The sequence below is a fragment of the Herbiconiux sp. 320_LB genome, assembly GCF_059691755.1.
The window spans coordinates 725704-749494 of record NZ_JCAWAD010000001.1 but is presented as its reverse complement, the minus strand read 5'-3'; the positions used below and the strand labels follow the sequence as shown (position 1 = coordinate 749494).

The following is a 23791-nucleotide window of genomic DNA, read 5'->3' as shown; positions in this document are numbered from 1 at the left end:
CGATTACTAGCGAATCCGGCGCGAGGTGCCGAAGGGGTGCTCGGCGGTTGTGGAACGGCGCGGCCTGTTGGGAGGATGGGTGGTGGTGAGCCGGGCGGGGCGGGGCCGGGCCGGGTGGGGCCGGGTGCCGGTTCTCGGCACGTGAGGGACGAGGGGCATGATGCGTACCGGGCTCGGCACCATCGCGTCGGCCGTGGACGGCTCATGACGAGTGCTCGCTCGAACCAGGTTCGTGGTGCCCAGGAGGCTGGTGACCGGGATGCTGGTGCCCAGGACGCTGGCAACCGGGATGCCGGTGCCCAGAATGCTGGCGCCCAGGATGCTGGTGCCCAGGAGGCTGGTGCCCAGAATGCCGGCGTCCGGGATGCTGGCGCCCAGGATGCCGGGGTCGACGTGGTGACCGGGGCTCTCGACCGGGCCGCAGCTGCCACCGATCCGGCGCAGCGTGCCGCCTTGATCGCGCGAGCAATGCAGACCGCCCACCGGACCCGGCAGCTGCATCGGCTCACGGGCTACGAGCCACTGCTGTCCGAACTCGACGGACCCGTCTTGGACCTCGTCGACGCCTCCCGGGCGGCCATGGCCGGGGACATCCGCGGAGCCGTCTCGGTGGTGACGGGTGCCGCAGCCGCCGTGATGGGCTCCGCATCCACCGCGGCGCAGCCACAGCGGGTGGCTGCGGTCGGCGGAGTCGCGGGCGACATCATGGTCGAGTCGACGCACCAGGGGCTCTGGAGCGACGCCGCCGAACTGAGCCGGCTCGTCGGCGACCTGGTGCCCGCCGCCGAGCGAGTGAATCTTCAGGACGGCGACTTCTCACGGCTCCTTCGCGGCCTCGAGTTCGACCGGCTGGGGGCCGCCGCCCTCATCGAGCATCACACCGGCCGGGCGACCGAGCTGCGCCCTCCGGCGCTGGTGGCACTCGAGACGGCGCTGCAGACTCCGCGATCCCGACGATCGCTCGGCCAGGAGTACGGGTACGCGCTCCTGGCACTGGGGAGTGTGTTGAACGGCCGCCGCGAGCTCGGCCCGGCGGCGGTCGCGCTCGCTCGTGCCGTGGAGCTCATCCCGAGAGACCGGAGCGGCCTGGCGACCTGGGTGCGGGCCGAGCTCGCTCTGGTGCGCATCCGCCAGGCTCGGTGGGACGACGCCCGGCACCTCTCCGACGCCCTGACCGAACTGGCCGAACGCAGTTCCGTGCCCTCGTCGGTCGGCACCGCCTCGGCGCTGCGTGCCGTGCTCGCCGCCCTCGACGGACGGTTCTCCGCCGCTCGCGAGCTGGGGCACGCGGCGGATGCGGCGGTTCCGCGCACCGTCATCACGTCGGTGCTGGTCTCCCACACGAGGATCATCTCGGCGATCGGCCGCAACAATTGGCCCGACCTGCAGCACGCGCTCGACGACCTCGAGCACCAGGGGCACCGCTCGGTCTTCGACACACACGAGTGGCACGCCCTCAGCTGTCTGGCGCTCTGGCACCTCGAGCGGATGAGCGACTACCGCGCGCGCCACACCGCCTGGGGCGCCGTCGCCGGGGCGCGCGACCAGGCCTACTGGTGGGCCCACGCCGCGATCATCGCGCGGCTCGACGGCGAGCTGCAGGATGCATCCGACCACACCCAGCGCGCCCTAGCCCTACTCGACGACGACTACGACCCTCTCGGGCGCACCTGGGTGCGCATCCTCGCCGGCACCCACGTCTCACTGCTGGACGACCCCGTCGAGGGACTCACCCACTACGAGGATGCGCGCACCGAACTGCTCGCCCTGGGTGCGAACGCCTTTGCGGCGCTGTGCACGAGCATCATCCGTTCCACGAGCGACGAGCTCGCCCGCACTCGACTGCACGACCCGATGGCGGCCCTGACCGCGCAGCAACGCGCCGTCGCGCAGCTCGTCGCGCGCGGCTACACCAGCACCGAGATCGGCGAGCTGCTGCATCTCTCGCGCAAGACGATCGACTTCCACGTGGCGAACATCCTGATCCGCCTCGACCTCCGCACCCGTCGCGAGATCAGTCGCGCGATCGAGCCCCCGGCCGCGACCGCCCCCTAGGGTTCGCGCACGTGCATCTCGCGGTCGCGGCCCGGTCGCGTACTAGAGCTCGCGCGAGATATAGAACGAGCGGTCGCCCTCGGAGGAGGTCTCGGTGAAGCCGTGGCGGCGGTAGAAGCGGAGGGCGTCGACGTCGGGCTCGTCGACTCCGAGCTCGATGGCGCCGGCGTTGCTCTGCGCGGCGTCGGACAGGAGGGCGGTGATCAGGGCCGAGCCGGCTCCGGATCCGCGGTGCTCGGGGACGACGTAGAGCTCGTCGAGCAGGGCGACCGGGCCGTCGTGCCAGACGGATGTGTGCCAGGTGACGAGGGCCAGGCCGATCACGCCGCCTCTGGGCTGCTCGGCGAGGAGGGCGGTCGTGGCACCGGCGGCGATCGGGGCGGGCGGGGCTGGCTGGGTGGATGGGCCCGGCAGGGCGGATGAGCTCGGCGAGGCCGGTGAGGTGGGCGGAGCCGACGAGTCGGATGGCGCGGCGTGACCCAGCAGTCGCGTCAGGCGGGCGGCCAGCACGGTCGGGCCCGGCGTCGCGGCGTCGAACTCGGTGTTGAAGTCGTGCAGCAGGACGGCCAGGAGCCCGGCATCGGCCGGGGTCGCGCGGCGCACCGTGCCCGTGAAGGTCATGCGGTCAGGATAGCCAGCGGGTCGGGAGCGGTGAAGGGGAGTTCGGTTTTCGGGCGCAACCCCGTTCATCCGCTGCGCTGAGCGAAGGGCGAAGGGCGAAAGGTGACGGGGCCGGCGGCCGAACGCGGGCGCGACCCCGCGCATCCGCTCTTCTCGCGACGGGGCGACCAGGCCGCGCGCTAGCGCGTCGGCCGGGCGTCGAACTCGGACTGGTGGGCGGCGACCTCGTCGCGGTGCGACTCCGACCAGAGCTTGAGCTGACGCACGGTGGTATGGAGCGAGAGGCCGAGGGTGGTGAGCTCGTAGGAGACGGTGACGGGGACGGTCGCCGTGGCGGTGCGCTCGACGAGGCCGTCGCGCTCGAGCGACTTGAGCGTCTGGCTGAGCATTTTGGGACTGACCCCGGCGAGCACCCGGGCCAGCTCGGAGTAGCGCAGGGGGCGGGGGTCGCCGGTGCACTCGGGGCCGCTGCCGAGGGCCGACATGACCAGGGTCACCCACTTGCCCGACACCTGCGCGAGCAGCTTCTGGCTGGGGCATGCGGCCAGGAAGGCGTTGTACTGGGACTTCGCTTCGGCCTTCTTCTCGGCCGCGGTCATGGTGGCCATCGGGCTCCCTCGGGTATCAACGCACTTCTCGGTAACTACTACCTTATGGGTAGCGCCTACTGCAGGGTGGAGAGCGACTCCTGCTCCACCTGCTCAGAAAGGCGCACATGAACTCCGCATCCGACCTCCCCGGCGGCACCTGGACCCTCGGCGACACCACCGTCTCCCGCTTCGGCTACGGCGCCATGCAGCTCGCCGGCCCGTGGGTGATTGGTCCGCCGAAGGATCGCGACGAGGCGCTCGCCGTGCTGCGCGAGGCCGTCGACCGCGGCATCACGCACATCGACACCGCCGAGACCTACGGGCCGCGGGTGGTGAACGAGCTGATCCGCGAGGCGCTGCACCCGTACGGCCGCGACCTCCTCGTCGCCACCAAGGTCGGCGGGCGCCGGGATGCCGACGGCGGTTGGCCGAGCGCTCGCACGCCGGACGAGCTGCGGCGGCAGATCGACGACAACCTCGAGACGCTCGGCGTCGACGCGCTCGATCTCGTGCACCTGAGGCTGGGGGATGCGAACGGGCCGGTTCCCGAGCGGATCGGGCTCGCCTTCGAGACGCTGGTCGAGCTGCAAGGGCAGGGGGTCATCCGGCACCTGGGCGTGAGCAACGCGACCGCCGAGCAGGTCGCGGAGGCGCAGGCCATCGCGCCGATCGTCTCGGTGCAGAACGGGTACAACCTCGCCGCGCGGCAGGACGACGAGCTGCTCGACCGGCTGGCCAGCGAGGGGGTGGCGTACATCCCGTTCTTCCCGCTGGGCGGGTTCACGCCGCTGCAGTCGTCGGCCCTGTCGGCCGTCGCGGAGCGGCTCGGGGTGCGGTCGATGGCCGTCGCGCTGGCGTGGCTGCTCCAGCGGTCGCCGAACGTCCTCCTGATTCCCGGCACGTCGTCGGTGAACCACCTTCGGGAGAACATCGCCGGGGCGGGGGTCGCGCTGTCGCCGGCGGATGTCGCCGAGTTGGATGCAATCGGTCGATGAGCGGGTGGGTTTTTTGAGTACACTCGTACTCAAAGGCCGTAAGGCTCGTCAGTATTGAAGGAGCCCGCATGATTCTCACCGTCATCATCGCCTGCGAGATCGCGTTCTGGGTCGCCATCCTGGGCGGGCTTGCCGCGCGGTACGTGCTGCGGCGCCCGCGGCTGGGGGCGCCGCTACTGGTGCTCGCGCCCGTGCTCGACGCGGTGCTGCTCGCCTTCGTGCTGGTCGATTTGCTGGGGGGAGGCACCGCATCCTGGCAGCACGGGCTCGCCGCCATCTACATCGGGGTGTCGGTCGCCTACGGCAAGCGGATGGTCGGATGGGCCGACGTGCGGTTCCGACACCGGTTCGACGGCGGCCCTGCTCCCGAGCGGCTCGAAGGGGCGCGGTACACCGCGAAGTGCTGGCGCGACGTGCTGCTGACCGGCGTCGCCGTCGGGATCGCCGCCGCGATTCTCGGGGGGATCATCCTGCTCGTCGGCGACTCCGAGCGCACCTCGGCGCTCTCGGGGATGTTCGGGATCCTCGGGATCGTCTTCTGCGCCGAGCTGCTGTGGGCGGTCGGCTACACGATCTGGCCCAAGAAGCCGGGCGTCGACCGCTCGGCGGCGGTACAGTAACCGGCGTGCCACGCAGGATCGACGCCGAGGAGCGCACCGCCGAGATCGCCGCGGCGGCGCTGCGGGTCGTCGAGCGCGAGGGGATCGCCGGGCTCTCGGTGCGCGGGGTCGCGGCGGAGGCGGGGCTGGCGCCGGCGTCGCTGCGGCGGGTGTTCCCGACCCAGCATGCCCTGCGGGTGTACTGCCTCGAGCTGATCCAGGCGCGGGCGATCGCCCGGATCGCGGCGCTCGATCTCACGGGGCGGGCCTTCGTGGACGCGATGCTGGCCGAGCTGCTGCCGCTGGACGACGTGCGCCGCACCGAACTCGTCGCGCAGGTGCAGTTGGGGTTGCTGGCGCTGACGGATGCGGACCTGCGGCCGGCCGCGGTCGCGCTCAGCGCCGGCGTCGACCGGGCGTGTCAGAGGGCGGTCGCGGTGCTCGCCGAAGCTGGGCAGCTCGACGCCGGGCGCGACCGCGACTACGAGGTGCGGCGGCTCCACGCCCTGCTCGACGGGATCGCGATGCACGGGTTGTGGAGCGGGGACCCGGGCGCCGCGGCCGTCATGCTCGGGACACTCGGTCGGCACCTGGACGAGCTGGCGCATCCGGAGGCCTGACTGCCGGATCGCGTGGCGGCGAGAATCGCGGGTTCGCGTGACCGCGATGAGGCGAGTTCGCGGGGATGCGGCTCGTGTCGGCGTCACCGGTCGGCGGCCGGCTCGCGTGCCGCTCCTCGCCGGCCGCTGTGTCCCGGTCGGGTGCGGTCGGGGAGTCGGTGCCGCACGCGGCTACGTGCCGTCCGTGGACCTGGCGGCTCTCGAAGCGCTGATGACGATCCAGACGAGTCCGGCGATCAGCGTCGCGATGGCGCCCCAGTAGGCGAGTGTGGACGCTATCCCGATCAGGTCGAAGATGATCGCCACGACTAACGAGATGAGTGCCGGAACGAGGGCCGCCGCGTGACCGACGCGCCACGAACTCTCGTCGCGCATGAGCGCGGGAACTCGGAGCCCGATCGTGTGGTTCAGCGAGAGCGACCCCCGTTTCGCGGCGACGCAGATCATGACGATGAGGAGGAGCAGGGCTGCGGCTATCCAGCCGGTGATCGCGAGGCCTGCCAGGGGATCTTGCGTGTCCATAGCTCTATTCTTCACCCGTACTAACTAGTTGCTCCGAGCGGCGCGACTCCTTCGACCTCCCGGTTGTTAAAGCGACCGGCGCACCTCCTCGAGCCACTGCGCGAACGTCTGCACGCCACGGTCGGCGGGCGGGGCCGCGGTGATCGTGCCGTCGCGGAGGGCCTTTCCGAAGCCACCGGGGAGGGGGAGTTCGATGAGGCGGGCGGGGGTTCCGGTGGCGGCGGCGTACGCGCGGACCATGTCGCGCATCCGCAGCAGCTCGGGCCCGGCCAGGTCGGGCGCGTGGCCGGAGGGGCCGCTCTCGGCCAGGTCGACCAGGCGCTCGCCGACCTCGCGCGCCGCGACCGGCTGCGAGAACATCTTCGGCACGAGGGCTATCGGGCCGAGTCTGAACTGGCCGAAGATCTGGCGGGCGAACTCGTGGAACTGGGTGGCGCGGAGGACGGTCCAGGGGATCGGGCCCGCCTCGACCCGCTGCTCCTGCAGGGCCTTGCCGGCGTAGTAGCCGAAGGGGGCCCGGTCGCTGCCGACGATCGAGAGGGCGATGTGGTGGGCGACCCCCGCATCCTTCTCGGCCGCCAGCAGGGTGTCGGTGACCGTGCCGAAGAAGGCGCGCGAGGCCTTGGCGGATTGGGTGGCGGTGGAGGCCGCATCCACCACCACGTCGACCCCGGCGAGCGCTTGTGCGAGGCCGGTGCCGCTGCCGGTGCCGGTGCCGGTGCCGGTCGTGAGGTCGACGCCGGTCGAGCGGGTCAGGACGACGACCTCGTGGCCTCGGGCGCGGGCGGTGGTGACGACGTGGTGGCCGGCGGTTCCGGTGCCTCCGGCTACGGCGATCTTCATGTGCTGCCTTTCGAGTGTGGGGCGTGCCTTGTTCACGGCCTCACTCAGTCAGACGAAAGAGGGGAGCGGAATGTGACTCGGGGTGGTCGGGAGGGGCGGGTGATGGGCACCGGGCGTGGTCCCGGTCGCGGTCGCGGTCCCGGGACCGGCCTGCGGTGAGCGGTCAGCGGTTGAAGGTGCCGAGCTTGTCGGGGGTGCGCACGAACCAGACGTCGACGACCTGGTCGTCTCGCACGTCGAACATGGCCACGCCGACGACCGGCGCATCCGAGTCGCCGCCCTCGCGCATCCCGCCGCCCTCGCGCATCCCCCCGCCGTCGCGCAGCACGATCGCGGTGCGGCCGCCGACGGTCTCGAAGGCGGCGCGCTCGTCGCCCGGCTTCGAGAGGATGCCCAGGATGAAGCGGGCGACGCGGTCGGCCCCGAGGATGGGGCGGAGCGCCGCCCGCACCTTGCCGCCGCCGTCGACGCGCATGACCACGTCGGGGTCGAGCAGGCGGAGGAGCTGCGTGACGTCGCCGGTGCCGCAGGCGGCCCAGAACTCCTTGACGACGGCGGTGTGCCGCTCGACCGGGGCCTCGCGGCGGCGGCGCTCGATGATGTGGGTGCGGGCGGTCGAGGCGAGCTTGCGGGCGGCCTGGGGTGTGCGGCCGACGATCTCGGCGATCTCGTCGAAGGGCACGGCGAAGACGTCGTGCAGCACGAACGCCACGCGTTCGGCGGGGGAGAGCGACTCGAGCACGACGAGCAGGGCCATGGTCACGTCTTCGTCGCGGGTGACGTGGTCGAGCGGGTCGGTGCCCGCGTGCGCGGCGGAGGCGGAGGCGATGGCGGCAGCGGAGGCGGAGGCGGCGAGGCCGTAGTGCAGTGCGCCGTCGGCGTACGGCCCGGCGCCGGCGCCCAGCGGTTCGGGCAGCCACTCGCCCACGTACTGCTCGCGGCGGTGGCGGGCCGAGCCGAGCAGGTCGAGGCAGATGTTGCTGGCGACGCGGGTGAGCCAGGCCTGGGGCGAGCGGATGCCGCCGCGCTCGGCGCCGCTCAACTGAAACCAGCGGGCGTACGTCTCCTGCACGGCGTCTTCGGCGTCGGCGGTGGTGCCGAGCAGGCGGAACGTGATCCCCAGCAGTCGCCCGCGCTCGCCGAGCGCCACGTCGTCCCGCCGCCCCGGCGCGACCCCCTGCTCGCTCACGACTCGTCCTTCCTCACCCGGGGCGTGCGCCGAAACACCAATGTCGTCGGCGAAACAGCCGGCCCCAGCCACGATATCTCGCGCGGAAGGACTGCGCAGACGGTTCGCGCAGTCCCTCGGAGCGACTGCCTGGGCTCGAAAAACCGTCAATGCCTCCTGTTGCGACCGCAATTCGGAGATCTGTAGTTCACAAATAAATGCTCAGGCATCAGTGATTACTTCGCCGTGATGACGGCGATCGAAGGCGTACTCGCTAAAATAGTCATGTCGTCCGTCGCAAATAATCGGAGCAGTCGTGACAAGAATCACCATCCCCGACATCCAGTTCGACTCCGAACTGGTTCGCGTGTCGTTCGAACTCGAGCGCCTCCGCGGTCAGATGGGTCGAGGAACGACTCCCGAGTCGATCCTCGTCGAGCTCCACGCCCTGTTCCAGCTGCTGACGAGCATCGCATCCGCGCGCATCGAAGGAAATCGCACGACGATCACCGATGCCGTCCGAGGTCTTCAAGCCGCGCGGCCGGATGGCGAGAGCACGCCTGACCGGTTCCGCGAGATCAGCAACATCCGGGAGGCCATGGAGTTCCTCGACGGTCTCGACGAAGCCACGCCGCTCACCCATGTCCTGATCCGCAGCCTTCACGGGTCGACTGTTCGTGGACTCGAGCGCGAGGGCGACCCCACGCCGGGCGAATATCGCAGGGTGAACGTCGGCATCACTCACGCGGATCACACTCCGCCGAGCCATGTCCTCCTGATGCCCGAGATGGACGACTTCCTGGAGTTCGCGAACCGTGACGTTCCCGCCCACCAGCAGTTGATCCATGCTGCGATCGCGCATCACAGATTCCTCTGGTTGCATCCCTTCCAGAACGGAAACGGGCGGGTCTCTCGGCTGATCAGCTACTTCATGTTGCGGCGGCATGGTTTTGTGAGCGCGGTCGGGCTGCGCACAGTCAACCCGACCGCGGTCTTCGGGTCGGATCGGCTCGGCTATTACGACACCCTGGCGGCTGCCGACGATCTGAGCGACGCCGGAGTCGTCGATTGGTGCACGTTCTTCGTGGGCGGGATGCGGCTCGACCTCCAGCGACTCGAACGACTCCAGCACTTCGACTTCGTGACCGACGAGTTGATCGGTCCGGCGCTCGACCACATGAAGTCGGTCGGCGACCTCACGCCCGCGGAGGCCTCCGTAGTGGCCCGTGCCGTTCTCCTCGGCGAGATCAAAGCGGCCGATGTCGCGGATATCCTTCCCGGTTCACCGAGCAGCAGGAGCCTCAGCCTGAGACGGCTGATCGACCGACGTCTGCTCGTGCCCACTCGCGAGGGATCACGGTACTACCGCCCGTCGTTCGGGCCGAACGACCTCACCGTTCACCTCGTGAGGCGGTTGGACGCGCTCGGAATGCTTCCCGCGATCCTCCGGGACTAGTCGGCCACCGGCGTGCCCACGGACCGACGCTGGGGTCAGGAGGTGACGGGGGCGGCGGCTCGGGCGGCGGTGACCTCTAGGCCGCGAGGGGTGGACCAGAAGTCCTGCGCCGCTGCGGCGACTCCGGGGGCCGGGAGGTTGGCTCCGAAGAGGGGGCTGCCGGGCTGGAGGTTGATGCTGTCGCGGAGGGTGCCGACGCGCACCGGGTCGAAGCCGGACGCATCCACCAGGCGGGCCACCGCATCCAGATCGGCGTCGTCGTCGCCGGCGATGCCGATGGCCTTGCGGTCGGGGGCACCCGCGGCGGCCGGGCCCTCGTCGAGGTCGTGATAGCCCATGTGGTTGTAGGCCTTGACCACGCGGGAGGCGGGGAGGAACTGCTGGATGAGCTCGCTGGTCGACAGGCGCGGGTCGTTCAGGTCGTCGCGGATGCCGTCGATCTCCCACCAGTAGTTCATCGCATCCACGACGAGCTTGCCCTCGAGCAGGTCGGCCAGGATCGAGCGGTACTTGCCGAGCGGGAGCGCGAGGATGACCACGTCGGCGTCGCGGGCGACCTCCTCGGCGGTCGTCGCCACGGCCCCGGGGGCGAGCACGTCGATGATGAGGGCGATCTTGGTGGGGCTGCCGGATCCGGCGATCAGGACGCGGTAGCCGGCGGCGAGGAACAGGCGGCTCAGCACCGTGCCCACCTTGCCGGCACCCAGGATGCCGATTACGGGAAGAGAGTTGGTCTGGTCAGTCATGGTCCTCATCCATCTGGTCTTCGGAGTTCTCGGTCGCCAGCAGCTCGCGCACCCGCGGCGCCACCACCGTGCCGAACAGCTCGATCGTGCGGGCGCGGGCGTCGACGGGCAGGCCGCCGATGTCGTACTTCAGATCGAAACGGTCGATCTGCAGCTCGTGGCGCATACGCACGATCTTCTGCGCGACCGTTTCCGGCGAGCCCACGAACAGCGCCCCCGTGGCCAGCTCGAGCTCGTAGCGCTCGCGGGTCGGCGGGTAGAAGCCGCGCTCGCGGCCCATCTGGGCGACCATCGGCTCCCACGAGCGCCACCACAGCTCGGCGGCCTCCTCATCCGTGTCGGCGATCAGGCCGAGCGCGTGCTGGCCGACCGGCTGCATCGGCTGGCCGAACTGCTCGAGCGCCCGGCGGAACAGCTCGACGTGGCCGGCGAAGCGCCGCGGCTCGCCGCCGATGATCGCGAGCATGAGGGGCAGTCCGTAGCGGGCGGCGCGGATGACGGAGTCGGGGCTGCCGCCGACGCCGATCCAGGTGGGGATGCCGCCGGGCCGCATGGTCGGATGCAGGGTCTGGTTCACCAGCGGCGACCGCACGGTGCCCTGCCAGGTCGTCGGCATCTCTCGCTGCAGCTTCATGAACAGCTCGAGCTTCTCCTCGAACAACGTCTCGTAGTCGGCGAGGTCGTAGCCGAACAGTGGGAACGACTGGGTCTGGGATGCCCGCCCCAGCACCAGCTGCGCCCGCCCGTTCGACAGGGCGTCGAGCGTCGAGAACTCGTTGTAGAGCCGCACCGGGTCGTTGGTGCTGAGCACGGTGACGGCACTGCCCAGACGGATGCGCTCGGTCGCGGTCGCGATGCCGGCGAGCAGCACCGGGGTGGCCGAGTCGACGTAGCCTTCGCGGTAGTGCTCGCCCAGGCTGAAGACGTCGAGGCCGACCCGCTCGGCGTGCTTGGCCTCCTCGACGACCAGGCGGACCGTCTCGGGGTCGGAGAGGGTGCGGCCGGCATCGGTGGGGACGTCGCCGAAGGAGTTGAGTCCGAATTCGATCGGGCGTGCGGTCACGGTGGGCTCCTGGGGATGCTGCTCACGGTGCGTTCGTGCCGGGGGTGTCGCGGCGGATGCCGGTGCCTCGCTCGAGCGCTGTGGGTATCAACGATCCATGCGTACGCAACATTCCCGGGCGTCGTGACCCGCGCCCCGGTCGCCGCAGCGTCTAGCCCGCGCCTCGGCCGCCGTGCCGTGCAGCCCGCGCCGTCTAACCCGCGGCGAGCCGCTCGTCGGGCTCGGCCAGCACCAGGGCCGCACCGAACTCGCGGATCCCGGCCGCCGCCGCATCGCTGAGCGCCGCATCCGTCACGACCACGTCGACCTCGTCGAGCCCGAAGATCCGGTACCGGCCGAAGGTGCCGTATTTCGACGACCCGGCGACGAGCACCGACTCCGTGGCCACCGCGAGGGCCGCCTTCTTCAGCTCGATCTTCGACTCGGCCGGGGTCGTGATGCCGCGCTGCAGATCCCACGAGCTCGAGGACAGGAACGCGATGTCGACCGACAGCTCGCGCAGGGTCAGCGCGGCCAGGCGCCCCACCGTCGACTGGTTCGCCTTCTCGACCCGGCCGCCGAGCGCGATGATGTCGACCGTGGGGTGGTCGAGGAACGAGCTGACCACGGCCAGGTCGTTCGAGACGACCGTGAGGTCGGAGACGCCGTCGAGGTAGGGGCGCATCGCCTGGATCGTCGTGCCGGCGTCGAGGAAGACGGTCATGCCGTCGTGCACGAGTCGCGCGGCCTCGCGGGCCATCGCATCCTTCTCGAGGAGGTCGAGGGTCGACTTCTCCAGCCGCGACGGCTCGACCGAGAGGCGGGAGGCGATCTTCGCGCCGCCCGGAGTTGCGAGCACCCGACCCGCCGCCTCGAGCGCGGCGATGTCGCGGCGGATGGTCATCTGACTGACGCCGAGCAGGGCTGTGAGCTGGTGGTAGCTCATCACCGATTCGCGCCGCAGCTGCTTCACGATCAGCTCGCGACGCTGATCGGGGATCAGCGGCGTCTCCTCCGGATCGGACATGGCACCTCCCTCAGGCGACCAGCTTAGGGCGTGCCCGGCGCGGCGGCGGTGGACCACGGCGTGCCCCATTTCTCGCTCAGCGCCCGCACGTCGGCGTGGGGGAGCAGGCGGCGCGGGCGCCCCTCGGTGAGCAGGGCGATGCGGCACGCCTCCTCGAGTTCGATCGCGGCCTCCACGGCCCGGTCGGGGTCGGCGGCACTGGTGATCTGGCCGTGGTTCGAGAGCACCGCGGCGTGGAACGGGAAGTCGAGCGCCCGCACGAGCTCGCCGAGCTCGGGGCTTCCGGGCACCCGGAACGGGATGAGCGGCGCCTGCCCGACCCGCATCACGAAGTAGGGGGTGAGCGGCGGCACGGCGCTGAACTCGTTCCACGGCTCGAGGCACGACAGGGCCACCGCGTTCGGCGAGTGCACGTGCACCACCGCGGTGTGCTCCGGGTTCTTGGCGTAGAAGGCGAGGTGCAGCGAGGTCTCCTTGGAGGCGCGCGGGCCGGCCAGGTGGGCCCCATCGCGGTCGAGCACGGCGATGTCGTCGCGGGTGAGGCGGCTGAGGTCGGTTCCGGTTCCGGTGGCGTAGACGAGGTCGCCGGCGGTGATGCTGACGTTGCCGCTCGAGCCCGGGCTGATGCCGGCCGCGGCGATCCGGGCGCCCATGGCGATGACGGTGTCGCGCGGGTCGGTCGTGGGCTGGGCGGTCGCCGCCGGGTGGGGGCCGGCGAAGAGAGTGGATGCGGCGGGGGCGGGTGCGGGCGCGTGGCCGGATGCGGCGGGGGCGGGTGTGTGGCCGAATGCGGCGGGTGCGAGTCCGGGTGCAGGCGCGTGCCCGGATGCGGCGGGGGCGGGTGCGGGCACGTGGCCGGATGCGTGGACGGGTGCGTCGGTCACGGGAGCGCCTTCCAGGCGGTGGTGAAGAGGTCGTCGGCGCCGAAATTGCCCGACTTGAGGGCGAGCGCCACCTCGGGGCCGGGCTGATCGGGCTGGCCGAGCTCATCGTTTTGCACGGACTGGCCGGGCTGGCCGAGGTGGCCGGACTGGTCGGACTGGCCGATGTGGTCAGACTGGCCGAGCTGGCCCGGCGTCCCCGGCTCGACAGCGGCCTCGCCGGTGCGCGCGAGCGACCAGCAGACGCCGGGGGCCAGCTGCGGGCCGATGAGCAGGCGGAGGCAGCCGAGCGCGGTTGCCACGGCTCCGGAGGTCTCGCCCCCCGCCACCACGACGCGCCGCACGCCGAGCTGGCGCACGGCCTCGACCGTCACCCGCGAGAGGACGTACTCGACCGCGTCGGCAGGCGAGCGCGTGCCAGACGCTGTGGCGGCGGGTGCGTCGGCCGCTGCATCGTCCCGGATGTCCCGGGGCGCGAGGTCGTCGAGGGTGGCCACCGAGTAGACGACCGGCAGCGCGTCGTCGGGGAGGCCGGCCAGCCAGGCCGTGGTCTCGGCGACGACGGCATCCGGATCGCCGACCGCCCGGGCGATGTCGAGCTTGAAGCCCGAGGCGCCCGCCCCGAGCGCGTGTGCGATCTGCGCGCGGGTCTTCGCCGACGCGCTGCCGCACACCACCAGCCGACGCCCGGCGGGGGCGTCGAAGCGCTGGGCGGCGGGATCGTGGTCGCCGCGCATCCCGAACGCCAGTCCGGCGCTGCCGGAGAGCAGCCGCCAGTCGGCGGTCGCGGCCTGCACGGTCTCGAGCTCGGCGTTGGTCGTGGCGTCGACCACGACGTAGGAGGCGTGGGAGCCGTCGGAGGCGTCGCTGTCCGAGAGGGCCGTGCGCACCGCATCCGGCCCCCGCTCGACGACCTCGACCGGCACCTCCGCGATGGTGCGGTGCGTCTGAGGGGCCAGGATGCTCGACACCCGCGACTGCGTCATCGGCGTCAGCGGGTGGTGGCGCATGGGGGAGTCGCTGAGCGGCACCCCGTCGACGAACAGCTCGCCGTGCCTGACCGTGCGGCCGTTGTCGGGGAACGACGGCACGACGACCGTGCGGCGCTCGCCGAGCTCGTCGAGCACTGCGTCGAGCACGGGTCCGATGTTGCCGGCGGGCGTGGAGTCGAAGGTGGAGCAGTACTTGACGAAGTACTGCGCGGGGTCGAGCGGCTCGAGAGCACGGATCGCCGCGAGCGACTGCGCGACCGCCTGCTCGACGGGCGCGGTGCGGGTCTTCAGGGCGACCACGATCGCGTCGAGGTCGAGGAGGTCGTGCGCATCCTCCGGCCCGGCCGGATCGGCGGGACCAACTGATGGCGCGAGGTCGTCCCGGTTCGCGAGGTCGTCCCGGTTCGCGAGCCCGTCGGGCCCGAGCAGCACCGCCACCCGGAACCCCCGCTCTCGCAGCGAGGTCGCGAGGTCGGTCGCGCCGGTGAAGTCGTCGGCGATGGCACCCAGACGCAGCACGGGAACTCCTCTTCGAGATGGCGGATTCGACCTCGTCATTCCATCACATGTGAATCCGTGTTGCAAAGTTTGAATATTTGGTGAAATCGTGTGTAGGGTTGGCGAATCGTCACGATCGACCGCGCGGAACGAGCCGCGCAGATGGGACCAATGGTGACCTCCCTCGAGCACCCGCTCCGCCCCGGCACGGCCGACTCCACCCGCATCCGCGTCGCCCTCACCGGCGCCCGGGGCGGCTTCGGCCGCACCTTCCTGGCGCAGGCGCGATCGGTTCCCCGGCTGGCCGTCACCCAGCTGATCGATCCGGACACCGCCGGCGTGCGCTCGATGCTCGACGAGCTCGGGTTCGCCGCGAGCGCCTCCGGCCCCGCTCTCGTCGCCTCGGCCGAGGCCGTCGACTGGGACGACGTCGACGTGCTCGTCGAGGCCACCGGCCGCATCGACGCCGGCTACGACTACGCGGCCACCGCGATCGCCCGCGGCGTGCACGTCGTGATGGTGAGCAAGGAGGTCGAGTCGCTCGCCGGGGTGAGCCTGGCCGCCGCGGCCCGCGAGGCCGGCGTGCGCTACCTGCCGGGCGACGGCGACCAGCCCGCCAACCTGCTGCGCCTGCTCGACTGGGTCGAGAGAACCGGCCTCGAGGTCGTCGCCCTCGGCAAGTCGGGGGAGTACGACCTCGTGCTCGACCCCGAGGCCGCGACCCTCACGCAGCTCGACGAGACCGTCGACGGCACCGCCCTGGCCGCCCTGCTCGCGCTCGGCGACGACGTGCCGGCCACCCTCGACGCCCGGGCCGCCGCCGTCTCGGCGCTCACGCGCTCCGCGGCCGCCGACTCGTGCGAGATGGCCGTCGTGTCGCTCTACAGCGGCGCGCGGGCGGATGTCGAGACCCTCCACTACCCCGTCGCCCGCCCGGACGAGCTCGCCGACATCTACGAGCAGCGGGCCGAAGGCGGCATCCGGATGCGCGACCGCGTCCTCGACGTGTTCTCCATGCTGCGGCTCCCGGGCGAGGCCAGCTTCGCCGGGGGCGTCTTCGCCGTCGTGCGCACGAACGACGCCGTGACCTGGGACCTGCTGCGCGGCAAGGGCCACGTGGTCTCGCGCTCGGGGCGGTACGCCTGCCTCTACTGGCCGTACCACGCCATGGGGGTCGAGACCGTGCTGAGCGTGCTCGACGCCGCCGACGACACCGCGCCCGTCCGGAACCCTCGGCAGCACACCGTGCTCGCCGCGCGCGCCGCCGTGCCGCTCGCGGCGGGCACGCGGTTCCGGGTGGAGGGACATCACCACGAGATCGCCGGGGTCGCGACCGCGATCGTCGACCGGGAGCAGGCGGCACGGCCGGGGCTTCCCGACGAGGTCGCGCTCGCGGCCTACTACCTGCTGAGCGGCGCCGTTCTGACCCGGGACGTCGCCGCGGGCGAGCTGATCGGGCTGGCCGACCTCGACGAGATGCCCGAGCGGGCTCTGGCCGCCTTCCGCGACGGGTTCGCCCGGTGAGCGCCGAGCAGCCGGGCCGGACCCCGAGCCCGGAGCCGGGCCGGGAGCCGGGCCGCGACCTGGGTCGGGAGCCCGGCCAGGACCTGCGCCGCGACCTGCGCCGTGACCTGCTCCCCGCCGGCTACGACCTCCGCATCCTCGACGCCCACCACCACTTCTGGGATCTCGAGGGCGAGGGCCGGTGGCCCTGGATCCAGGACGAGTACAACCCCGACTTCTTCCTCGGCGACTACAACGCCATGCGGCACACCTTCCTGCGCGAGCAGTACCTCGACGCCACCCGCGGCTGGACCGTGATCGGCACCGTGCACTGCGAGGCCGAACGCTCTCGCGACGAGGAGGTGGCCGAGGACGACTTCCTCCAGGCGCAGCACGACGCGGATCCGCGGTTCCCCGCCGCGGTGGTCGCCCACGCCTCCTTCCTCAGCGAGCAGCTGGAGGAGGTGCTCGCGGCGCACGCCGCGCATCCGCTCGTCACGGGCATCAGGTCGAAGCCGGTCATCGCCGCCACCGCCGCCGAGGCACGCGCGGGAACCGTCGCCGGACGGCCCGGAACCCTGCAGGACGAGCGGTGGCTCGCGGGCCTCCACCGGCTCGCTGACCACGGCTTCTCGTGGGACCTGCGGGTGCCGTACTACCACCTGGCCGAGGCCGCGGAGGTCGTGGCCGGTCTGCCCGGCGTGCCCGTGATCGTGAACCACTGCGGGCTGCCGCTGGATCGCAGTGCGGAGGGTCTCGAGATCTGGCGCGACGGGATGCACCGGCTCGCCGCCTTGCCCCAGACGACCGTCAAGGTCTCCGAGCTCGGGCTGTATCGCAACGCCTGGAACCGCGAGTCGAACATCGAGATCGTGCGGGAGACCCTCGAGATCTTCGGGTTCGACCGGGCGATGTTCGCCTCGAACCTGCCGGTCGCCACGCTCACCGCGCCGACCTTCGACGACGTGATGGATGCGGTGCTCACCGGTGCGGCCAATGCCACCGCATCGCAGCTCGACGACCTCTTCCACCGCACGGCGGCGCGGGTCTACCGCGTCGACCTGGACTCCCTCACCACCCCTACTCCTCCGACCCCCCACACAGAAAGCTGACCATGACCACCGTCAACGACGACAGACTGTTCCGGAAGGTGATGCTCCGCGTCCTTCCGCTCGCCATGCTCGGGTTCTTCCTCTCCTACCTCGACCGGGTGAACATCGGCTACGCCCAGGCCACGATGAGCGCCGACCTCGGCTTCTCGTACGCCGTCTACGGCCTCGGTGCCGGATTGTTCTTCGTCGGGTACTTCATCTTCGAGATCCCGTCGAACCTCATCCTCGCCAAGGTGGGGGCGCGCAAGTGGATCGCCCGCATCATGATCTCGTGGGGGATCATCTCGGGGCTGATGTTCTTCGTCAACAGCGAGTGGACCTTCTACGCCCTGCGCTTCATCCTCGGTGTGGCGGAGGCGGGCTTCATCCCCGGCATCCTCTTCTACATGGCGTCGTGGTTCCCGCCGAGCCGCCGCGGACGCGCCTGGGGCATCTTCTACATCGCGCTGGCGTCCTCGGGCCTGATCGGCGGCCCGGTGTCGGGCGTCATCCTGGCCGGGATGGACGGGGTCGGCGGCCACTCCGGCTGGCAGTGGCTGTTCTTCATCGAGGCCATCCCCACCGTCGTGCTCGGCGTCGTCATCCTCTTCCTGCTGCAGGAGGACTTCCGCACCGTGAAGTGGCTGAACCCCGCGGAGAAGGACCGGCTGGGCGCCCTGCTCGCCGCCGAGGCGCCGGCGGGCGGCCACACGCCGCTGCGGAAGGTGTTCAAGAGCAAGCTGATCTGGATGCTCACGGCCGTCTACTTCTCGTACAACTTCGCGCTCTACGGCATCAGCTTCTGGCTGCCCAACCTGGTCGGCGAGCTCGGGTTCGCCGGGCCGGTCGCGATCGGGTTCATCTCGGCCATCCCGAGCCTCGCGGCGATCGTGTCGATGGTGACCTTCGGGTTCCTCTCCGACCGCGCGGGGGAGCGCAAGAAGTTCATCGCCGCCGCGTTCGTGCTCTCGGCGATCGGGTTCGCGCTCTGCATCGTGGCCGGCACCGAGAACCCGGTGCTCGGCGTGATCGGGCTCAGCCTCGCCAACGCCGGCGCCCTGTCGATTCCGGCGATCTTCTGGAGCTTCCAGACCTCGATGCTCGCCGGCACCGCGCTGGCCGGCGGTATCGCGCTGATCAACTCGACGGGCAACCTCGCCGGCTTCGCGGCCCCCTACCTGATCGGCGCGGTCAAGGACGCCCTCGGGTCGGCCACCGTCGCGCTCTACATCACCGGCGCGATCATGCTGGTCGGGGCGGTGCTGGTGCTCACGATCAAGCGGAGCGGCCGGGTGCCGCGCGAGGGCGACGTCGTTGCGGCGGGGCCGGGAGCAGCGGCTGGAGCTGCGGCGCCGGGCGCGGACACCGGGCCTGCTGTGCCGGGCGCGGCCGGGGCTGGGTCCGGGGCCGCTGCCGGGGCCGGTGCCGGGTCCTCCGCATCCGCGACCGGGCGCCGCGCGCGCTGAGTTGCCCGGGGCCGTGCGCGCGCCGGTGCGCACGGCTCCAGGCAACACGGATGCGGGTGGGGTAGCTTCGCATGTCGTGACGGACGGTGTGGAGCAGCAACCAGCGGTGTCGCGCGCGGCGGGCATCCGGGTGCGCGAGGCCGATCTCGGCGCGCGGTCGATGATCGGCAGCGGGTCGGCGACCGAGGTGTTCCGGCTCGACGCCTTCACGGTGCCCGGTCATCACGGCGGGCTCGCCTTCGTCAGCGCGCGGGATCGGCAGGCCGAGCACTGGGACTCCGCCGTGCTCTCCCGCCTCGTCGCCCTGCGCTGGGCCCTCCCGGCCCGCGAGCGCGCGATGCTCGACGCCGTCGCCGCCTGGCCGCTGGCCGTGGTGGAGGGCGAGGACCACACGGTCGTGGGGTGTCTCGTGCCGCTGGCCGCGCATCCGTTCTACTACCTGCCGGCGGAGGAACCGGCGACGGGTTCGGACCCGGACGTCGTCGCCCGTGCGGCGAAGGTCGCCCAGAACGCCCGCTGGCTCGTGGCCGCTCCGAAGCGCGCCCGCAAGGCCGGCGCCGCCTCGGTCGGCGAACGAGACCTGATCGCCCGGGCCACCGTGCTCGCACGGGTGAGCCTGCTGCTCGAGGTGCTGCACCGGCACGGGGTCGTCTTCGGCGACCTGTCGGAGCGCTCGGTGCTGTTCGGCGTCGGCGAGGTGGCGGAGGCCTTCGTGGTGGGCTGCGAGGGAGCGGCGCTCGTCGGCGAGGGCACGCTGCAGCGGAACAGCGCGGGCTGGGCGGCGCCGGAGTCGTTCGCCGGCGTCGGGGCGGACGGGGTCGGAGCGGACGGGGTCGGAGCGGACGGCGACGGGGGCGACGCCACTGACGGCGAGGGCGCCGACGGCGCCGACGCCACTGACGGCGCTGCCCATGACTCGCTCTCGACCGCCCCGACCGCGCAGACCCTCGAGACCGATCGGTACAAGCTGGGGCTGCTGATCCTGCGCGTGCTCGCGCCGGCCGGGGACGGGCTCGACCGCAGTCGCGACGCCGGGCGCATCGCGCGCGTGCTCGACGACGACGGTCGGCGGATGCTCGACGCGGCCCTCGGGGACGACCCCGCGGCCCGGCCGAGCGTGGCCGACTGGTACGCGTACCTCCGCGGGGTGATCGTGTCGCAGCTGGAGCCGCCGGTGATCCGGCGGGTCTCGGTGAGCCCTGCGCTCGTGGCCGAGGGCGACGAGGTGCGGCTCGAGGTCGAGGTCACCGGCGCCAAACAGCTGACGATCGAGATGCCCGGCCGGGCCGACATCACGCGCGAGGTCGGCCGCCGCATCGTCACCGAACGGTTCACGGCGCGGCAGACCGGGCGCATCGGCGTGCGCGCCGTCAACGGGCACGGCGAGGCGGCGGCGCTGTCGGATCCGGTGCGGGTGCTGCCCGTTCCGGCCCCTGCGCAGATCGCCGTCGCGGCGCCGCGCCTGCCCGAAGGTCTCGGGGTGCTGCCCGATCTCGCCTCGCTCGAGGCGGCGCTCGGGATCTCGATCCCGCCGTCGTGGGGTGGGGACAGCGCCGGCGCGGCCGACGGCTCCTCTGATCCCTCGTCGATCGACCGGGTCGTCGAGCTGCGCGAGCAGCTCGAGGCCGACGCCCTGCCGCTGCGCGACGTCATGCGCATCGGCCTCGAGGCCGAACGGGTCTCCCGCGAGCAGCTGTTCCCCGCGTTCGAGGAGTTCTTCGGCGACATCACCTCGTCGCGCCGCAGACCCGACCGCGGATCCGGCAGCGCGCCCGACTGAGGTCCGGTCGCGCGCGTAGCCCACTCGCGCGCATCTGTCGAGGCGGGTGCGGGTGCGGAACACCGGTCGTAGCGTGACTCTGAACTGCAACGAAAGGCACGTTCATGGATCTCGGACCACTCGCCGGTTACCGCCTCCCCACCGCCATCGCCACGGCCTTCGGCGTCACGACCGCACAGGAGCTCGCCGATCAGCTCGGCGTGAGCAAACAGCCCACCCCGGCCCTCGGCTCGAAAGCGGATGCGGCGTACCAGTCGCTCCGCCGCGGCGACTCCGGCCCCGCCCGCGCGCTGCTGGTCGACGACCTCGGCATCAGCGAGGCGAAGGCCGACGACGCCATCGCACGACTTCCGAAACTCTGAGACGAGGAGACCCATGACCGACGACGACAACACGCCCCGCCCGCCCCAGCAGCAGGAGGTGCCCGGCACCGAAGCCGCCCTCACCCCGAAGGCCGACCACGGCGAGACGAGCTACACCGGCACCGGCAGGCTCGAGGGAAAGATCGCGGTGATCACCGGCGCCGACAGCGGCATCGGCAAGGCCGTCGCCATCGCGTTCGCCCGCGAAGGGGCCGACGTCGTCATCAGCTACCTCAGCGAGCACGAGGATGCGGACGACACCCGGCAGTGGGTCGAGAAGGCCGGCCGGCGCGCGCTGGTCGTGCCCGGCGACCTCACCGACCCCGCGACCTGCCGCTCCCTCATCGAGCAGACGGTGGCCGAGTTCGGGCGGGTCGACGTGCTCGTCAACAACGCGGCGTTCCAGATGGTGCGCGACTCGATCGAGGAGATCCCGGACGAGGAGTGGGACCGCACGATCGCCACGAACCTCGGCGCGTTCTTCCACGTGACCAAGGCGGCGGTGCCGCACATGTCGGCCGGGTCGTCGATCATCGGCTCCTCCTCGGTGCAGGCCGACCAGCCCTCACCGACCCTCTTCGCCTACGCGGCGACGAAGGCGGCCATCGCCAGCATGACCGCTTCGCTGGCCCAGCAACTGGGCGACCGCGGCATCCGGGCCAACAGCGTCGCGCCGGGACCGATCTGGACCCCGCTGATCCCCTCGACGATGCCGGCCGACGTGGTCGCCGAGTTCGGCGCCGACACGCCGCTGGGTCGGGCGGGCCAGCCCGCCGAGCTCGCCCCGGCCTACGTGTTCCTGGCCTCGGACGAGGCGAGCTACGTCTCGGGCGCGGTGATCGCGGTGACGGGCGGAAAGCCCATCCTGTAGCGGGTGGCCCTGGCCGGCGCTCAGTGTCATGCCAGGGAACGCGGAGACGAGTGGGGTAGCTTCGCACCTCGTGTCTGGACGTCCGGGTGCGCGCGGGGCGTGCATCCGGGGGACCGGCCGACGTCACCTCCCGAAAGGTCGCCCCGAAATGGCTCGTCGCTACAACTCCAACCCCGTCTCGAACGGCATGGCGTGGCTCGGCGGTGCGCGCCTGGACGTGCTGCAGGATGCGCCCGGCGACCGCGCGCGCTTCGTCGCGATGGGCGGGGTCATTCTCAGCACCGCGTTCCTCTCGGCGGTGTCGGCGGTCTTCGCGCTGAAGATGGCGGTCGGCGCGCCCATCGTGGTCGCGGTGATCGTGGGGCTGTTCTGGGGTGTCATCATCCTGAACCTCGACCGGCTGCTGATCATCGGGATGGCGAAGCAGAAGGGGGTGTGGCGCAACATCGCGCTCGCCCTGCCGCGGGTGGTGCTCGCACTGATCATCGGCACGGTGATCTCGACCCCGCTGACGCTGCAGATCTTCTCGGCCGAGATCAACTCGGAGATTCAGGTGATGCAGGCCGAGGACAAGGCGGCGTTCGAGCAGCGGATGGCCACCGACCCGCGCTTCGCGGCCATCCCCGATCTGCAGGCCTCGATCGCGTCGAACCAGGCGATCGTCGACAAGGGGCTGCAGACCGACCTCTCCTCCGACCCGAACTACGCCGCGGCGGTGGCCGCGACGGCGGCGGCGCAGGCGGCCTACGACGCGGCGCAGACCGCGTACCTCGCCGAGATCGACGGCACCGGCGGCACGGGAATCCGCGGCGACGGCGCCGTGACCCAGTCGAAGCTCGTCGCCGTGCAGCAGGCCGAGGCCCGGCTCGATCAGGCGAAGGCGGCGCAGCAGGCGGCGGAGACCGCCGCGTCGGCGAACCTCCAGGCCTCCGCGCAGAGCCGTTTGGATGCGGCCAAGGCCCAGCTCGCGACCGACCAGGCCGCGCTCGCGACCGCGCAGAACCAGCGCACCGCCGAGCAGACCGCCTACGACAGCGCGGTCGACAACAGTGCGGGGCTGCTGTCGCGGCTGTCGGCGCTGTTCCGGCTCGGCGAGGCGAACGCGCTGCTGAACGTGGCGCACATCATGATCGCGGCGCTGTTCGTGTGCATCGAGCTGCTGCCGGTGATCGTCAAGGTGCTCGCGAACCTCGGCGGGCCCACCGCGTACGACCGCATGGTGGATCTGCGGGAGGACGGCGAGGTCTCCGGCGGGTCGATTTGGGCCGCCGAGCGCGCTCGCGCGATCGAGGTCGAGGCCGGGGTGCAGGTCGCCGTGGCCTCGGACCGGGCCGAGCGCCAGCTCGAGTTCGGCAAGCGGATCAACCAGGCTGTGCTCGAGCAGCAGGAGGCCGTGGTCACCCGGGCGCTCGCCGTGTGGGGGAGCTATGCGGGGGCGCGGGCCGAGGAGCGGATGGCGACGTGGGAGCGGGATCTCGCGGAGGCGGAGGCCGATCGCGGGGCGGCAGCCGAGCCTGCCTCGGGTTCAGACCGCGACCGTGTCTCGCCGCCTGTTCGTGACACGGCGCGGATGCCCCTGGGTGTCCGCGTCTCGCGAGAGGTCTTCGACCGCGACGCCGCGACCCGCCCGCTCGAGGTCTCGGGTTCCGACGCGCTCGGTTTCGCGCGCGATGCGGCCACCCGCCCGCTCGAGGTTCCGGATGCGCGTCTCGCGCACGACCCCGACGATGCGACGGCGGCGCTCGCCGAACTCTTCCGCGACGCGGACGACGACGTCACCACCGGGATCAGCGACGCCGACGGCACACCCACCGACCGCATCCCGACGACCGACCGTATGCCGGCGGACCGGGCCGCGGGTCGCCCCGCACCCCGCGGCACCGACCGCACCCCGGCGCGCCCGGTGCCCCGCAACACCGACCGCGCGGCCTTCCTCCGCCGGGCCGGCCTCCCCGACCAGCTCTGACGTCGGGCGGCCTACGGCCGGGCCGCCGGGCCACCATCACTCCGTCGAGTGACCCCTATCGTTCACAGTCGGCACACATGTCGTTGAGTATCGTTGG

General features: G+C 71.7%; 23 protein-coding genes. 12 read left to right on the top strand and 11 right to left on the bottom strand.

Features of this window, described 5'->3' with window-relative positions; genetic code table 11:
* Nucleotides 1-6 precede the first annotated feature (6 nt).
* Nucleotides 7-501, bottom strand: a complete 495-nt coding sequence (locus tag AC59HU_RS03415) for a hypothetical protein (RefSeq protein ID WP_497221926.1) — start codon at nucleotides 499-501, stop codon at nucleotides 7-9.
* Nucleotides 502-549: 48 nt separating this feature from the next.
* On the opposite strand from AC59HU_RS03415, the gene AC59HU_RS03410 reads away from it, so the two are divergent.
* Nucleotides 550-2055, top strand: a complete 1506-nt coding sequence (locus tag AC59HU_RS03410; protein ID WP_497221925.1) for a LuxR C-terminal-related transcriptional regulator — start codon at nucleotides 550-552, stop codon at nucleotides 2053-2055.
* Between the two features lie 42 nt (nucleotides 2056-2097).
* Here the strand turns inward: AC59HU_RS03410 and AC59HU_RS03405 are convergent, their stop codons facing one another.
* Both AC59HU_RS03405 and AC59HU_RS03400 read right to left on the bottom strand, forming a co-directional pair.
* Nucleotides 2098-2676, bottom strand: coding sequence for a GNAT family N-acetyltransferase (locus AC59HU_RS03405; protein WP_497221924.1), 579 nt, complete (start codon nucleotides 2674-2676; stop codon nucleotides 2098-2100).
* A 179-nt stretch (nucleotides 2677-2855) separates the two neighbouring features.
* A complete protein-coding gene (locus AC59HU_RS03400; protein WP_497221923.1) occupies nucleotides 2856-3284 on the bottom strand; it encodes a winged helix-turn-helix transcriptional regulator in 429 nt (142 codons plus the stop codon).
* 107 nt (nucleotides 3285-3391) lie between these two features.
* Here AC59HU_RS03400 and AC59HU_RS03395 point away from each other — a divergent pair, with 107 nt between their 5' ends.
* From AC59HU_RS03395 to AC59HU_RS03385, 3 genes are all read left to right on the top strand, one after another.
* On the top strand, nucleotides 3392-4261 hold the full coding sequence (locus tag AC59HU_RS03395; RefSeq protein ID WP_497221922.1) for an oxidoreductase: 870 nt from the start codon (nucleotides 3392-3394) through the stop codon (nucleotides 4259-4261).
* Nucleotides 4262-4329: 68 nt separating this feature from the next.
* The gene (locus AC59HU_RS03390) at nucleotides 4330-4881 is read left to right on the top strand and encodes a hypothetical protein (RefSeq protein WP_497221921.1); all 552 of its coding nucleotides are present in this window, start codon (nucleotides 4330-4332) and stop codon (nucleotides 4879-4881) included.
* A gap of 5 nt (nucleotides 4882-4886) precedes the next feature.
* Nucleotides 4887-5480, top strand: a complete 594-nt coding sequence (locus tag AC59HU_RS03385) for a TetR/AcrR family transcriptional regulator (protein WP_497221920.1) — start codon at nucleotides 4887-4889, stop codon at nucleotides 5478-5480.
* Between the two features lie 171 nt (nucleotides 5481-5651).
* Here AC59HU_RS03385 and AC59HU_RS03380 read toward each other — a convergent pair whose 3' ends face one another.
* The 3 genes from AC59HU_RS03380 to sigJ all read right to left on the bottom strand — a co-directional run bounded on the left by AC59HU_RS03380 (nucleotide 5652) and on the right by sigJ (nucleotide 8034).
* A complete protein-coding gene (locus tag AC59HU_RS03380; RefSeq protein ID WP_497221919.1) occupies nucleotides 5652-6002 on the bottom strand; it encodes an SdpI family protein in 351 nt (116 codons plus the stop codon).
* Nucleotides 6003-6068: 66 nt separating this feature from the next.
* On the bottom strand, nucleotides 6069-6845 hold the full coding sequence (locus tag AC59HU_RS03375; RefSeq protein WP_497221918.1) for an SDR family oxidoreductase: 777 nt from the start codon (nucleotides 6843-6845) through the stop codon (nucleotides 6069-6071).
* Between the two features lie 163 nt (nucleotides 6846-7008).
* Nucleotides 7009-8034 (bottom strand): RNA polymerase sigma factor SigJ, encoded by a 1026-nt coding sequence (gene sigJ / locus AC59HU_RS03370; RefSeq protein WP_497221917.1) that lies wholly within the window; start codon nucleotides 8032-8034, stop codon nucleotides 7009-7011.
* A gap of 346 nt (nucleotides 8035-8380) precedes the next feature.
* Between sigJ and AC59HU_RS03365 the strand changes: the two genes are divergently transcribed.
* The gene (locus tag AC59HU_RS03365) at nucleotides 8381-9469 is read left to right on the top strand and encodes a Fic family protein (protein ID WP_497221916.1); all 1089 of its coding nucleotides are present in this window, start codon (nucleotides 8381-8383) and stop codon (nucleotides 9467-9469) included.
* Nucleotides 9470-9504: 35 nt separating this feature from the next.
* Here AC59HU_RS03365 and AC59HU_RS03360 read toward each other — a convergent pair whose 3' ends face one another.
* The 5 genes from AC59HU_RS03360 to AC59HU_RS03340 all read right to left on the bottom strand — a co-directional run bounded on the left by AC59HU_RS03360 (nucleotide 9505) and on the right by AC59HU_RS03340 (nucleotide 14676).
* Nucleotides 9505-10215, bottom strand: a complete 711-nt coding sequence (locus AC59HU_RS03360; protein WP_497221915.1) for an NADPH-dependent F420 reductase — start codon at nucleotides 10213-10215, stop codon at nucleotides 9505-9507.
* Complete coding sequence (locus AC59HU_RS03355; protein WP_497221914.1) at nucleotides 10208-11278, bottom strand: LLM class flavin-dependent oxidoreductase; 1071 nt, start codon at nucleotides 11276-11278, stop codon at nucleotides 10208-10210. Before AC59HU_RS03355 ends, AC59HU_RS03360 begins: the two co-directional genes overlap by 8 nt.
* A 193-nt stretch (nucleotides 11279-11471) precedes the next feature.
* Nucleotides 11472-12284 carry a DeoR/GlpR family DNA-binding transcription regulator gene (locus tag AC59HU_RS03350; protein WP_497221913.1) on the bottom strand — a complete coding sequence of 271 codons (813 nt, stop codon included), beginning with the start codon at nucleotides 12282-12284 and terminating at the stop codon, nucleotides 11472-11474.
* A gap of 23 nt (nucleotides 12285-12307) precedes the next feature.
* Nucleotides 12308-13168 (bottom strand): class II aldolase/adducin family protein, encoded by an 861-nt coding sequence (locus AC59HU_RS03345; protein WP_497221912.1) that lies wholly within the window; start codon nucleotides 13166-13168, stop codon nucleotides 12308-12310.
* The gene (locus AC59HU_RS03340; protein ID WP_497221911.1) at nucleotides 13165-14676 is read right to left on the bottom strand and encodes a four-carbon acid sugar kinase family protein; all 1512 of its coding nucleotides are present in this window, start codon (nucleotides 14674-14676) and stop codon (nucleotides 13165-13167) included. The genes AC59HU_RS03345 and AC59HU_RS03340 overlap by 4 nt, the downstream gene beginning before the upstream one ends.
* 150 nt (nucleotides 14677-14826) lie before the next feature.
* Here AC59HU_RS03340 and AC59HU_RS03335 point away from each other — a divergent pair, with 150 nt between their 5' ends.
* The 7 genes from AC59HU_RS03335 (at nucleotide 14827) to AC59HU_RS03305 (ending at nucleotide 23694) form a co-directional block, all read left to right on the top strand.
* Nucleotides 14827-16179, top strand: a complete 1353-nt coding sequence (locus AC59HU_RS03335; RefSeq protein WP_497221910.1) for a Gfo/Idh/MocA family oxidoreductase — start codon at nucleotides 14827-14829, stop codon at nucleotides 16177-16179.
* A complete protein-coding gene (locus tag AC59HU_RS03330; protein WP_497221909.1) occupies nucleotides 16176-17270 on the top strand; it encodes an amidohydrolase family protein in 1095 nt (364 codons plus the stop codon). The genes AC59HU_RS03335 and AC59HU_RS03330 overlap by 4 nt, the downstream gene beginning before the upstream one ends.
* Before the next feature lie 2 nt (nucleotides 17271-17272).
* Nucleotides 17273-18715 carry an MFS transporter gene (locus tag AC59HU_RS03325; protein ID WP_497221908.1) on the top strand — a complete coding sequence of 481 codons (1443 nt, stop codon included), beginning with the start codon at nucleotides 17273-17275 and terminating at the stop codon, nucleotides 18713-18715.
* A gap of 76 nt (nucleotides 18716-18791) precedes the next feature.
* Nucleotides 18792-20495: a hypothetical protein gene (locus AC59HU_RS03320; protein ID WP_497221907.1), complete on the top strand. Its 1704-nt coding sequence runs from the start codon at nucleotides 18792-18794 to the stop codon at nucleotides 20493-20495.
* A 104-nt stretch (nucleotides 20496-20599) separates the two neighbouring features.
* Nucleotides 20600-20857 (top strand): hypothetical protein, encoded by a 258-nt coding sequence (locus AC59HU_RS03315; RefSeq protein ID WP_497221906.1) that lies wholly within the window; start codon nucleotides 20600-20602, stop codon nucleotides 20855-20857.
* A gap of 13 nt (nucleotides 20858-20870) precedes the next feature.
* Nucleotides 20871-21728: a glucose 1-dehydrogenase gene (locus tag AC59HU_RS03310; RefSeq protein WP_497221905.1), complete on the top strand. Its 858-nt coding sequence runs from the start codon at nucleotides 20871-20873 to the stop codon at nucleotides 21726-21728.
* A 148-nt stretch (nucleotides 21729-21876) separates the two neighbouring features.
* Nucleotides 21877-23694, top strand: coding sequence for a DUF4407 domain-containing protein (locus AC59HU_RS03305; protein ID WP_497221904.1), 1818 nt, complete (start codon nucleotides 21877-21879; stop codon nucleotides 23692-23694).
* The last annotated feature ends 97 nt before the right edge of the window (nucleotides 23695-23791 follow it).